Genomic DNA, 13,061 nt, shown 5'->3' with positions numbered 1-13,061 from the left:
AACAGGCAATTCATCAACGCTTGCCGTTTTACGGGGATGAGAGCCCCAGCACGGCAACACGGATGGAAGCGTATCGACTGCATGCCACGTCATTGGCGCTGAAAGCAAGCAAACAGGCACTAGCAGAGTCGAAAATCTCTGCTCATACCATCACGCATCTGATCACAATCAGTTGTACAGGTTTTCATGCTCCTGGTGTTGATTGTGATCTGATTGATCAACTTCACTTACCTCTAAATACACAACGCACGCATGTGGGATTTATGGGATGTCATGCGGCATTAAATGGTTTACGCGTTGCTCATGCTTTTATAGAAGCAGATCCCAAAGCTGTTGTTCTGCTTTGTGCTGTTGAACTATGCAGTCTGCATTTGCAATACGGCTGGAATCCTGAACAGCTCGTGGCCAATGCTTTGTTTGCAGATGGTGCTGCTGCAGCGGTCGCGACGTATTCTGAGAGGGTCACCCATGAGCCAAGTTCAAGCGGATTGTGTCTACAGGCCTCCGGGTCCACAGTGATTCCAGAGACCAGAGAATTAATGCATTGGCAGATTGGAAATCAAGGTTTCTCGATGGGCTTATCCCCTAAAGTTCCTGAAGCAATTGCCAACACATTGCAACCATGGCTATGTGAATGGCTGGATGCCCGTGGCACAGATCTCAAGAACATTCAACATTGGGCCATCCATCCAGGAGGTCCAAGAATTCTTCAAGCATGCGCTGAAGCCTTATCACTGAGTGAAGACCAAGTAGCTGTTTCAAGACATGTCCTGAGTCACTACGGAAACATGTCGTCTGCAACCATTTTGTTTGTTCTTAAGCATATGCGCCAGCACCATTGTCATGGACCCTGTGTTGCACTTGCCTTCGGGCCGGGGTTATGTGCAGAAGTTGCTTTGATATCCCTATAGGTGGAATCAACTATCGATGAGTTGCTAGTTTTAACGATCAAGATTTCAAAGGAAGCCAACACTTATGATCAAGAGAGTGTTACCGGTGGGATCGAGATGAAACGAGTTTATTTAGGGGTTTTAATGGCACTATTTTTTGCCATTCTCTCTCTACCTGTGAATGCTCAGCAAGCCGCAACCATCATTGAGCAACCATTGAGTCCGTCAACTCGCCCCAAGATTGCCATTTATCGATCTGAGAGTTGTGGGTGCTGCACGAAATGGGGTGAGTACATAGAAGCTGAAGGCTTCCCAATCCAAGACAAGGTGGTGAAGGATATGGATGCTTTCAAACAAGCCAACGGCATCACGCCAGAGCTGGCGTCTTGCCACACTGCAGTTGTGGAGGGATACGTTGTGGAGGGGCATGTTCCTGCAGCATCCATCAACAAAATGTTGGACGAACGTCCAGAAATCAGAGGTCTCACAGCTCCAGGAATGCCCATGGGATCTCCTGGGATGGAAACTGCAGGGATCAAAGCTGAAGCATTTGATGTCCTTGCCATCGCGAACGATGGAACGACCACAATCTATGATCAAATCAGGCCTAAGTGAACGCCTCTCTGCTGATTTGTGAAACACTAAGCTTCACGAATAGCAAGGTTGCGCATCAGCAGACCCCAAACACTGGGTTACCCGCTGATGGCGACTCATGCTCTCCAACACGGCCGACCGATGGCGTAGGCGCATCACCTAGTAGCGGATGTCTGCACCTTCAAATTTGAGTTTGGCATCGATGTCGCTATGGGGCGTCATGTCATCCAGAGGGAGGATCGCAGTGCCAAAGCGCTCAAACTTGCACTGTTCCCAAGGGAGGGCGGTCAGTATCGCTACTGTCATGACGCGGTGATCACTGGATATACGCTTTAGCTCATCACAACTAATGTGAAAGAATTACATCCAACAAGTGGTCAGAGAAGCATTCCTATCATCAGAGCTGTAGCGATACCAACATGCTGAATCAGCATATTGAATAAGAACTGGATGAAGGGGTGTCACGAAGAAGAATCTGTACTGTCATGAAATAAGAAAATTTGAAGGATCACATGGCAGAATCACTCCAAGCATTGACCCTAAAAAGCGTGGCCAGGCATCAAAATCCAAGCCGTGAGCTCAAAGCTTGTCCATCCATGTGAATTGTCAGACATTCCGAACAAAATAAATCTGAAATATCCAGGCAATGCCCGGGTTGATGCACTAAAAAGAAGACATCTGATCGCTTCCAAGTGTCCACAAAGCAAGAGGCTCATACAATTATCAAGGGCTGCCTTGAGACCAACAATGCTTGGGTTGAAACCTTTAATGAACTCGGTTGCGTGCTGGCATTCGACATTGACCCGATGCTTGAAGGGACCGTTACAGTGGACTTCATCGTTAAAGATCTCTGGGACAAAGGCATAAAGGCCACTCAAGATGAAGTGGTTAAAAGTATTTGCAGCTATGCTATTGAAAATAATTATGTTTGGTCTGTTGAAACTATTTTTGACAACTACGACTATACAGCTAAAACCCTCGAGAATCTTGGTGAAGACAGCAAAGCCCTGTTGACTGATATGGCCGATGATTCGGACAATGAAGCCTTTAAAGCCATGGCAAAAGGTGGCTAATGGATGAACCACGGCCTGCTAGAAGATTTGAGCCACTATCAATTAAAATTAAATCCGACAACCATTAACAAATTTAATTTAACCCGCCAATTACTAGAGCTGAATAAACGATAACCAAGATTTACCATCGCCCTACAGAAAAACCAGTGTTGGCTTTCGTAAAATTTCACAGGCCACATTGACAACATGCAACGTCTCCTACAACTCATTCAGCGACTGACAGGAAAAAAGCAGAAGCCCCCGCTTCACACACCTGAAGAGTTGGAGTGCTTCAAAAGGGATGCCATCGAGAATCGGGGCAAACACTACTGATGCAAGGCGCATTTGAGTATGGGCTGATTGCCATCCTTGTTCTCGGACTTCAGGTTTGCTGGGTCAGCACAGTGCTTTTGAATCGACCACGAAGCCCATACGCTCCAATGCACTCCATAACAAGCGCAATGCTCTGGAGAGGATCTTTGGAACATGCTGATCACTCCAACACGTCCATCATTAAGTCCCTGCTTTGATCACACCTGGATCAGATCAATTCCCCTAGAAGTAGAGAAGACTTGACCGGCACAGACGGAGCGCCTCCCGAGCCGAATTCAACGATGCCTTGTTGGGTGCGATCAAACCTTCTGGAACCACAAGTGCGTCATTAGGATCAAGGTGCACCCGACCAGAGAACCAAGATCCACCCCCAGGAACCGATGCGCGGCAAACCTGATTCTGTTCACTATCCAACTTGCGTTCAATCACCCAACCATCTACTCGATCAAGGATCTGAAAACGCTGCGCCAATGCTGCTGTTCCAATCAGAGAAAGCAATAGCAAGGTGTGCTTCATCAGTTCAGTTTGCCAAAGTCAGTCAATCGTGCCCGTTCTACTCAGTGACTAGAAGTTGAGTTGATATACAAGTTTGACACCCAGTCGAGAGGTTAATGCAACCTTGAGAGAATCTATTCGTGATCGATAGATCAATGCCTGGAGGTCATTGCATGAAGAGCAACACGGTTGATCTTACCCACAGAATTCAGAGGAAGAGAGGGAAGGACCTGCAAAACTTCAGGAGCCTTGTAGCCAACCCGCTCACGGGCAAAAGAAATCAGCTCTGGAACTGAAGGGGCATCAAATCCAGATTTGAAAGACACATAAGCGTGCACATTTTGTCCATGCACGGAATCTTCAATTCCTATCACTCCTGCCTGGTCTACGGCGGGGTGCTCCATCAAAGCTTCCTCTACATCTTGGGGACAAATATTGGATCCGTCGTGAACGATGATTTGTTTTCTGCGACCGCAAAACCAGAAATAGCCATCATCATCAAGACGCATGGCGTCACCGGTGTTAAACCACCCCTCCTGCAAGGACTCCGCTGTAGCAGAAGGATTATTCCAATATCCGACCGTCAAAGTGGGGGACTTCACCCAGAGAACACCTTCCTCGCCAAAACTCAGCTCTCGTCCGTCGGATGAGCGGATGCAGCCTTCAAAACCAGGACACATTTGTCCTACAGAACCAAGCCGATTTTCACCTTCAATCGGGGAGAGGCTTGCAAAGCCAATCTCACTCATGCCATAGCACTCATCAATACGCTGTCCGGTGGCATTCTCAAACTCAACATGCAACTGATGATTCACTTTGTCTCCACCACTGATGCAAAGGCGAACCGATGAAAAATCGCTGCGTTGTAGACGTTCATCGCGCACAAGGCTGAACAACGTGACAGGTAAGGCCATCAAGACCTGCGGGTGGTGCTGCCGAAGCAACATTTCCAGGGATGTACAGCTGAGATTGTTAGGCACCAGAACAGAGGCCCCACGGCACAGCGCAGACAAAGAAAACGTTGATGAGGCGATATGGGATAGAGAACCGCCAGCAAGAAATTGCTCACCAGGCTTTAAGGCGGTGGCATCGAGCAGAGAAGAAAACATCCAGCCCAAGCTTTGCCGTGTATGAGTGACACCCTTCGGTTTCCCTGTGCTTCCTGAAGTGAAGAATAAAAAGCAAGGTTGATCAGATTCATGCTCTGTTTGGGATAGCGCAAGCTCTCCAAAGTCTTGGCTCAGCTCGGAGGTGAATCCATCGTCATTCGCCGTGATGCAGCCAAGATCGCAGACACTTGAAACATTGCTGGCATCAACATCAGTCTGACGTTCGCAGTGATGCAACAGGCATCTGGCAGCGCTGACCTCAAGAGCATGGTTGATTTCGGGAACGGTATAGCGATAGTTCAGTGGCGTTAACACAAGCCCACAGCGCAAGCCAGCTAAATAATGAATCAACACCTCCAAACTATTAGGCATGAGTGAGGCAATTCGGTCGCCAGGGCGAAGACCGATGCTCAGGTAATGCTTCGCAAGTGCATTGCACGACTGTTCAAGTTCAGCCCAACTCATGCTGCCGTTTAGATCATGCAGAGCCACTGCGCCTGGATCTCGGCTCAAAGCTGATCGGAGCGGATCGTTCAGTTCGACTGGTTTAGCAAGGAATCGACCGAAAACCTGCAAGGCAACAACTCAATTTCTTCCTTTGATAGCACGCATCAAGCGATCGAATTCTGTAATGACCTGCCTGCAAAGCCACATTCAGAACACACTGGAAGAGTCCACCTCTGCCATCCAAAATCTGTGACAGGGAATCCGCTTCAACCCCTCCAACAGTTGGCTCCCTACATCGTGGGTCGTGTTCGGCGTGGAGTTGTCGGCAGCAGTCGCTACGCCTGCAAGCTACGTGAAGCGATCCGCAACGCAGCCTCAGATTCCGAGCGCAGGCCTGTTCTGATCTCCGGGGAGCCTGGCTTGGAAAAGGACAATATCGCGTCCTTGATTCATTTTGGATCGCCAGACCGAAAGCAATTAATGCTTCGGCTTGATGGAGCTCTTCTTAAACCCGATGGCAGCGACATTTTCGGTTCTTCGGGAGATCCATCCAAGGCTTCGCTACTCCAACAACTGGGGCATGGATCGCTACTAATCGATCAACTGGAACGGGTGCCAGAACAGCTCAAATCTCGCCTGTTGGAGTTAGCAGAAGGAAAGGTTGATAGCCAAGTCCGTCTGAGCTTCACATCAGAAACACTCAGTCCTGGCTTTGATCGTTGCTGCACAGTAATCCGCGTTCCTCCCCTGCGTGTAAGGCGTCAGGATCTCGGAGAATGGCTGCGTTACGGAGTTCGGCAACGTAGTTCCATCTTGGGCTGGGCTCAAGCTCCTCTGGTTCCCGAGGCGGTGGTGAAACAGTTGCAGGCTTACGACTTCCCCAACAATCTGCGCGAGCTCGAAACGCTGATACAGCAGGCTCTCCAACAAATGGAACAGGAGGGCCAAGCCGCCCCTCACGTGATACCTGAAGTGGTGTTTTGGACGCCTCAAAGACAACAGCTCTATCGCTTCGACATTTGGCGTTGGAAACCAAAGCTACGTGAGTTGATGCGCTCCCCATCGCTATGGAATGGGTTGCTGTTTGGAGTTGTGAGCTGGTTGTTTGTGTTGGTGAACCTGTGGTTATGGCTCGGACCACAAGACCGGGCCCATAACGGTGCTCTCAATCTTTTCTGGGGCTGGTGGTGGCCTCTCATTCTTTTGAGTTATCCATTCGTGGGTCGACTGTGGTGTTCCTTCTGCCCGTTCATGGTCTGGGGAGAGATTGTTCAACGCTGTGCTCGTCGACTTGGCTGGCAACCCAATCGCTGGCCTCGAAGTCAAAGCGACACTTGGGCCTCACCCATGCTCGCAGCTGGATTTGCTGTGATCTTGATCTGGGAAGAGGTGTGGAACCTACAAAACACAGCTTGGTTGAGCAGCTGCCTCTTGCTTGTGATTACAACAGGCGCAGTAGTCAGTTCACTGCTGTTTGAGAAACGGTTTTGGTGTCGTTACCTCTGTCCGGTCGGTGGAATGAATGGGTTATTTGCCAAACTTTCCGTCTTGGAACTGCGAGCGAAAGCGGGAACATGTAGCGGCAGCTGCAGCAGTTATGCCTGTTTCAAAGGAGGACCCTCGGAAGGGGAAGGATTGGCCACAGAGGGCTGCCCGCTAGGAACGCACCCCGCCCATCTTCAAGACAACCGTAATTGCGTGCTCTGTCTCACCTGCGCTCAGGCCTGCCCACACCAATCCGTACAAATTTCTGTGCGACCCCCTGCCGCAGACATTCAGCGCTCCATGGAAGTTCCAAGTGGCGAACCCGCTCTCATCTTGGTTTTAGCAGGAGATATTTGCTTACAAAACTGGCATCAACTTTGGGGCTGGTGGACTCAAGCTCCGCTGACTCTGGCGGAAGGTCCATTGCTGCCAAGGCTTGGGATCGCAGTCATGACTCTGGCTTTTCCTGCAAGCATCTTCGCAATCGCTCGTTTTCTGCTGAAAAAGGAACGACTCCAACGCACGCTCTATGGATTGCTGCCTTTGCTTTGGGCCGTCATGCTGGCACAATATCTACCTTTAGGTATGAGCGAGGGTGGAGCTTTCTTACCGGTGAGCTTCTCTCCTCTTGATCTGTCTTGGCAGGAAGCGCTGCCTGTCTGGAGAGCTGATTCCCATGTGATTGGTTTCTGCCAAAGCGGAGCTGTAGGTCTGGGTTTGTTGTGGAGTGTGGTGCTGCTCAGGCGTCAGCTGGCTACCCATCGCTCGGCTTGGATAGTCGCTTCCGCTTGGGTCTGCGTGCTTGCAGTAGGTGGACGATGGCTTGTCGACAGCTAACCCATAGGTGATGAGAAGAAGATCACGTCCTTACCCTCCTGACCGTCAACCAAATCCGAGCTTCGACGGTCCTGATCCACCTGATGCACTAAGAAATTCAATGTGATCGCTGGCTGGGTCATAAAGGGTGTAATTTGCCCCGGAGCCGATACCGATCACACTGCGTTTTGGAACGGTGTGTTCCTGTGAAGCTTCGCCTGCAGGATCGATCACCTTTGACTGAATTTGACCACCTGTGAGCTGAAGTCGGAATTGCCGACCACTGCGAGCGGTAAACAAACGATTCACATCCAGACGGGTGAGGCGATCCAAAAGGATCAGGGGTGACGTTGTCTCAAGCAAACAATCACCCACATCAGCTGAACTTCCATGGATCAAACCGCAATCCAGTTCAACGAAGCCAAACTGTAGTGAAGCCAACCAATTGAGATGATCCTGGCTCACCGCCGCACGCAGTTTCTCAAAGGTCGTTGGATCGTGGTCGCCGTCTAAAGCCTCTGGTTTCTGATCGCCTCGGTAACCATGTCCAGCAAGAAGCTGCTCTTCCCACCAGCCATAGATGCAATTGGGTTGGAAATCTCCACGCTTAGGTTGGCGTAACCGGGATAGCAAGGCATTGCAGTTGCGATCTGGACTGACCATGTCACCCAGCACAAAAAGATGCGCTATCCCGTTCTTCCGTTTCAAGTCGGATTGGATTTGTTCATAGAGATCGAGATCTCCACAAAGTCCAGAAACCAGGGCCCAACGTTCCATCAGCGCTCACACACGTGGCTGGCATCTTCCGCACGTTCGGCGTATTCGAATCCATGGCTCAGTCGCCATGCGAACACCTCTGGCAAACCAGCATCCAAAATGGCTCTGCAGGTTTTTGCCACGTCATAGTTCACCTCCCGGATACTCACCTCACCCGTTCTGTCGTCATGGATGACATAGGTGGCATTTGTGTTGCCGTGTCTAGGTTCACCAACCGAGCCAGCATTCACGATGCGGCGCAACGGCAGGGTCAGCTCCTGTTCATTAGACGGCTGCCCCCCTCGCTGTTGAACGCTGACACGAATGGATCCACCAGTGAGTTCGCGGACATAAGGCTGATGGGTATGACCACAGAACAGGGTTTCGGCTCCTGCCGTTTCCACCCGTTCTAGTGCTGCAAAAGCATTCATGTCTGGCAACAGATATTCGTGTTGACTGTTGGGACTACCGTGCACAAACAGCAACTTGTCCTTACGCAAGGTCAATGGAAGTTCGGCAAGAAATGCCTTGTTGTCCTCCGTTAAACGGCTCGCCGTCCAATGATGGGCGTGATGCCCTCGGCGCTCGGCAAGCTGTGACGGGTAGCTGCATTCGCAAGAATTAAGGCCATCGACAATGTCCTCATCCCAACAGCCTTGGCATGTGGGAATAGAGCGCTGTCGCAGCAGATCCACCACCTCATTGGGCTGGGGGCCATAGCCCACAAGGTCGCCCAGGCAAGTAACGGTGTTAATTCCTTGTTGGTCAATGTCATCCAACACGGCTTCAAAAGCGGCGAGATTGGCGTGCAAACAGGAGATCACAGCATGAGCCATCGTTATCAGTTGAGTTGAAGGTCTGGTTGTTGTTGACGCAGTTGGGCCTGTTGCATTTCGAGAACCTCGTCAGCGAGTAAGCAGTCGCTGATCGTGTTCTGGATCCCGACCTGATCGAGAGCCTTGCCCTGAACAACAAGGTGAGAACATCGCCTTGGCCTACCAGTGGGGGGCTCGACAGACTCAAGAGGGAGGAACTGCGAACCCTCCTGACTCACCATCCAGTTACAGAAAAAAGAACGACCGTCAGGCAAGTTCATCAGAGCCTTAGCGCGATAGACATCTCCATAGGCACCATTCACAAGCTCAAACCAAAAGCTACTGAGGCTGCTCGGATCCCAGACGCTGTCGTGAAGGTTGAGATGCCAAGCCTCAAGTTGAGTGAAATCCAAAGTGTCTTGCTTAGGCAACTCAGAGTCGCGACCGAAGTGCAAGGTCTTATCTGGTTTGAGATTCAAGCGATCCAATTGCTGCTGAATCCGAGGATCGATCCGATCAGAATCCGCGGTGGAGGGAAACCTGAACTGCTGAGCCTCAATCAGTGTCAAGCAATCCTCAGAGGGAGGCAGAGGCGAAACACTTGCATTAGAAAGATCTTGCAGCCGCGGAATTTGATCGCTTAACCAATTGCGATCGATCCCCGCGTTGATCCCCGCCTCTAAACCTTCGTGACTACAACCATCAAGTCGCAAATAGGCACACGAACCTTGATGCTTCAGCAGGGTTTCGCGAATCCAATTGGTTTTTCCGCAGCCGGGAGGGCCAACGATCAACCAGGTCTGCGGCATGGCTCAGAACTTAATGACTTCACTTCCTAGGCAGGTCAACACCAGGAACAGGAATGATTCTCATTATGGTCGATCGAATGCCACTTGTGCCTGTAACAAGTGTTCAGATCCACAACGTTTAGACCACAAAGATGCCAGATGAGGGGTGTGAAAACACAACCGACGCCCATGAGCAGCTCGGAAACATGCGTTCAAAGTTGAAAATCCCCGAAAGCTGTTGAGCTTTCGATGTCACACATTGGTTGAAATTCGTGCACGAATAGAACTCAAAAGAGAGTGGGGCTTCTAGACCTAAAGAGAAATGCTCAATATGCTGAGATTGCGTCTGCGTTAACCGGCCTTGAGAAGGAACAATCTGGTGTTTTCTTTTTTAGCTGGTCTCTTCTGCGTCTTGATTGTGTCTGGTCTACCATCCCTCGCAGTGTCGACAAGCAGTGGCCACCAACCACTGAATCTCAGACATGAGAGTTCTCACCCAGTGATTCCACTGGATAATCAACCTTTTTATCCAGAGCTCGTAAAAAGAGCCGATCTCTGGCTACACACTCCTCTAGGTCAGGTCGTTGGCGATACCCCAAGGGACACGTTACTAAACTTCTATGCCGTTATGGCTGATGTGGGGATTCTCATTGATGAGGTCACAGCCAACCATTTGAATGATCCAGGTCTGTTCTGGAATCGTCAAACACTGCGCGAGATGGCTGAGGCAGAAGATTTATTTGATGCAGCTGTTGCTGCCTTAGATGGGTCGTCGTTTCCCCTAGGTGTGCGCTCCTACCTCAAAGATGAAGCAGCCATTCAACTGAAACAGGCCCTTGATTTTATTTTCAACAACAGTCGCCAAATTATCAACATTCCAGATGCCAAGGGAATGAAGGAGCTGAATGAAAATCGATCCAAGCGAACACAATCATGGACGCTGCCTGGTTCATCGATTGAGCTAAGCAGTCAGATTCCTGAAAATCCAACCAATAGCAATTTTTACTTCTCAGCTTCAACGGTTGCCAATGCATCAAACATCTACGAGCAGGCACAGGGTCAAGCCACAACTGAAGAGAACCAAAAATTTTCTACGAATACATTTTATGAGGACTTCATCCATACACCCGGACACCTCTTTCCACCCAAGTGGTATTTAATTTTACCCAGTAAGTTCCGAAGTTTGATTGAAACAGAAATCCTATTTGGCGAAACGCTATTCCAAGTCGTTTTAGCTGCTCTTGCAGTAAGTATCTTTGCATTGATTACAGCAATACTCTTTCATCAATTAATTCAAACCTACCAGAAGAAATCAGAGGATCCATCCAGGGCTTGGCTGTTGGATTCCCTTGCCTGGAAACGAGCAGCGCTCATGCTTCCATTGGTTCCACTCGCAAAACTAACCGAAATCTTCATTGATGAATATCTTAACTTCACAGGTTTACCCTTAATCTTATTCACAATCATATTTGAAGTTACTTATTTCAGCTTCCTCGTAATTCTGGTTTTCCTCTTTTTTGAAGCATTTGGACGTTCAACATCAGAAACACTAGTTCGAATGTCTGGGACTCAGGAGGTCTGGGAATTATCAAGAACCAGCAATCGCATCATGCCCATTTGCCGCGTGCTTTCCGGTGTTGTCGCCATTGCATTGATCTACCGAATGTTACTCCAACTGGGTCTATCTCCAGCCGTTGTTCTAGCCCTATCTACAGTCCCTGGTTTAGCGATTGGCCTAGGCGCATCCAAGTTGCTTGGCAACTTATTTGCTGGTTTGTCACTACAGACCGATCGGCCCTTACGCGTAGGCGAATTCTGCGCACTAGGAGATGATCAAGGCTTCATCACAAAAATTGGTTTGCGTTCTGTAGAGATTGAAACAGCAACAGGAATCATCACCATTCCAAATGCAGTTGCTGAAGACTGCGTTGTGAACAATCTCTCTAGGAATCAACTCAAGTCAAGCACTTCGATGATGCAAGGACTTGAATTGAAGCTTGATCTTGAAGGTCAATCACCATTCAGTCCAGATCAAATCTCGGATTTGCTGTTGTTGTCAAGAACCTATGCCAACAACCGCGTTGATGTCAGTCATCCATGTCTCACTGTTGAGCTACAAGCAGGAGGTGAGCAAATCCTTCGCTGCATCGGTCTCATCAAAGTATCGAACTGGCGTGAATACATCGAGTTAACTGAATCACTAACATTAGCGCTTAATCAACTCATTGTTCAAGTTGAAAAGTCTCATTTTGTTGTATCAGTGTCCTACGCCACAACGGATACACAGCTATCCACAATCCCGGGAATTGTGCAAAGCATCATTGACGACATCCCAGGCTTTGAACTCAAAGCTTGCCGTTTGATGGACATCTCTGAATTCAGCTACGACTTCATATGCCATACCTTTTCTCAAGGACTAACGTATTCACAGTTCAAAGACTCAATCGATCTAATCAACCGTAAGCTACTAAGAGCCATGGCAGATGCAGAGATTGTGATTCCTTTCCCAACAGCGATTGAACTGGAGTCACAACCCGAACGCTTCACAAAGCGGAAGGATTAACAGGCTGAGACATTTAGCATCAAAAAACATTGATAATATTAATTTCACCCTTTATGTAACGTAAATGACAATTCCATCATGAGCTTGGTAGACACATCATTAAAGCAATCAGGATTATCAAAAAATGCAAAGTGACGACCTCCGGCATCTCATGGAAAGATCTCCAGCAATAAATTAGAAGTCTGACGATAAATGCAGCGTAGACTCATTGCTGGTACAACACTATATTCACCTGCATCATCAAAGTTGGAATCTAAATCCGTGTAATCAAATCACGCCAATCCTGGGGCCAATAGTTGACAAGCAAAGACGCTGCATGCTGCCAATTAAATCTTAAATATTCAGCCATAATCAAATCTCGGTTATTACTTCTAATCTGATCACTAGGCATGCTATCCATCAAACCTCTGGTCAATTGATCAATCGGTAGGACCTTTCAAGCGGCACAGGTTTGGTTGAGTTGACACCAAGAATAACCCCTCACAACACACCAGATCAAAGAGATAGCCTAAATTGTTAATGGTCCAGTCATAACAACAACTAGTATTGAAATTCAGGAAGCAATAGTGAAGATCAATAAAGCTGATTGCTAGACTTCGCACAAGCAGGATATCGAAACGATGGGCGATATATGGTTTGATGCCAATCACGCAGAAGCCTGGCTAGGTGGCCATCCAGTGATTCACGATCTATGTTTACAACTAAGGACGGGAGAATCAACGACGATACTAGGACCAAATGGCGCCGGTAAAAGCACGATAGTCAACCTCATCAATCGCAACCTTTATCCATTAGTGAAGCCAGATTCTCATTTTAAACTGTTTGGTCAAAGCACGATCAATATTTGGCAGCTACGCTCCTCACTTGGACTTGCAAGCAGTGATCTCGAGACACGATTTTCTCCAAAAATTCGTGCAA

12 protein-coding genes are annotated in these 13,061 nt (G+C 48.7%); 6 read left to right on the top strand and 6 right to left on the bottom strand.

Annotated features, from left to right (window positions below; genetic code table 11):
• Together NCN04_RS02610 and NCN04_RS02605 are read left to right on the top strand one after the other, a co-directional pair.
• On the top strand, window positions 1-911 hold a 911-nt coding region (locus NCN04_RS02610), incomplete at its 5' end, for a type III polyketide synthase (protein ID WP_250395103.1).
• Complete coding sequence (locus NCN04_RS02605; protein WP_250395102.1) at window positions 912-1,505, top strand: DUF411 domain-containing protein; 594 nt, start codon at window positions 912-914, stop codon at window positions 1,503-1,505. It begins immediately after the preceding gene.
• A 138-nt stretch (window positions 1,506-1,643) separates the two neighbouring features.
• On the opposite strand, the gene NCN04_RS02600 is transcribed toward NCN04_RS02605, so the two are convergent.
• Complete coding sequence (locus tag NCN04_RS02600; protein WP_250395101.1) at window positions 1,644-1,790, bottom strand: hypothetical protein; 147 nt, start codon at window positions 1,788-1,790, stop codon at window positions 1,644-1,646.
• Between the two features lie 386 nt (window positions 1,791-2,176).
• Between NCN04_RS02600 and NCN04_RS02595 the strand changes: the two genes are divergently transcribed.
• Window positions 2,177-2,557, top strand: a complete 381-nt coding sequence (locus NCN04_RS02595) for a hypothetical protein (protein ID WP_048346541.1) — start codon at window positions 2,177-2,179, stop codon at window positions 2,555-2,557.
• 534 nt (window positions 2,558-3,091) lie between these two features.
• On the opposite strand, the gene NCN04_RS02590 is transcribed toward NCN04_RS02595, so the two are convergent.
• Entirely contained in the window at window positions 3,092-3,385 is a 294-nt protein-coding gene (locus NCN04_RS02590) for a hypothetical protein (protein WP_048346543.1), read from the bottom strand.
• Between the two features lie 131 nt (window positions 3,386-3,516).
• The gene (locus tag NCN04_RS02585; protein ID WP_250395100.1) at window positions 3,517-5,049 is read right to left on the bottom strand and encodes a class I adenylate-forming enzyme family protein; all 1,533 of its coding nucleotides are present in this window, start codon (window positions 5,047-5,049) and stop codon (window positions 3,517-3,519) included.
• Window positions 5,050-5,169: 120 nt separating this feature from the next.
• Here NCN04_RS02585 and NCN04_RS02580 point away from each other — a divergent pair, with 120 nt between their 5' ends.
• Window positions 5,170-7,242 carry a 4Fe-4S binding protein gene (locus NCN04_RS02580; RefSeq protein WP_250395099.1) on the top strand — a complete coding sequence of 691 codons (2,073 nt, stop codon included), beginning with the start codon at window positions 5,170-5,172 and terminating at the stop codon, window positions 7,240-7,242.
• Window positions 7,243-7,287: 45 nt separating this feature from the next.
• On the opposite strand, the gene NCN04_RS02575 is transcribed toward NCN04_RS02580, so the two are convergent.
• Genes NCN04_RS02575 through NCN04_RS02565 form a run of 3 tightly spaced genes read right to left on the bottom strand, consistent with a single transcriptional unit; the run spans window position 7,288 to window position 9,601 of the window.
• A complete protein-coding gene (locus NCN04_RS02575) occupies window positions 7,288-7,998 on the bottom strand; it encodes a hypothetical protein (RefSeq protein ID WP_048346546.1) in 711 nt (236 codons plus the stop codon).
• Window positions 7,998-8,813, bottom strand: a complete 816-nt coding sequence (locus NCN04_RS02570) for a metallophosphoesterase family protein (protein ID WP_250395098.1) — start codon at window positions 8,811-8,813, stop codon at window positions 7,998-8,000. The genes NCN04_RS02575 and NCN04_RS02570 overlap by 1 nt, the downstream gene beginning before the upstream one ends.
• A gap of 5 nt (window positions 8,814-8,818) precedes the next feature.
• Window positions 8,819-9,601: an ATPase gene (locus NCN04_RS02565; RefSeq protein WP_250395097.1), complete on the bottom strand. Its 783-nt coding sequence runs from the start codon at window positions 9,599-9,601 to the stop codon at window positions 8,819-8,821.
• A gap of 478 nt (window positions 9,602-10,079) precedes the next feature.
• Between NCN04_RS02565 and NCN04_RS02560 the strand changes: the two genes are divergently transcribed.
• Window positions 10,080-12,143: a mechanosensitive ion channel family protein gene (locus NCN04_RS02560; RefSeq protein ID WP_250395096.1), complete on the top strand. Its 2,064-nt coding sequence runs from the start codon at window positions 10,080-10,082 to the stop codon at window positions 12,141-12,143.
• A gap of 620 nt (window positions 12,144-12,763) precedes the next feature.
• Window positions 12,764-13,061: ATP-binding cassette domain-containing protein (locus NCN04_RS02555; protein ID WP_250395095.1), on the top strand; the 298-nt coding region annotated here is incomplete at its 3' end.

Source organism: Synechococcus sp. MU1655 (assembly GCF_023630655.1).
Classification (GTDB): Bacteria; Cyanobacteriota; Cyanobacteriia; order PCC-6307; family Cyanobiaceae; genus Synechococcus_C.
The sequence above is the reverse complement of the archived record's forward strand: the minus strand, read 5'-3'. Positions and strand labels throughout refer to the sequence as shown.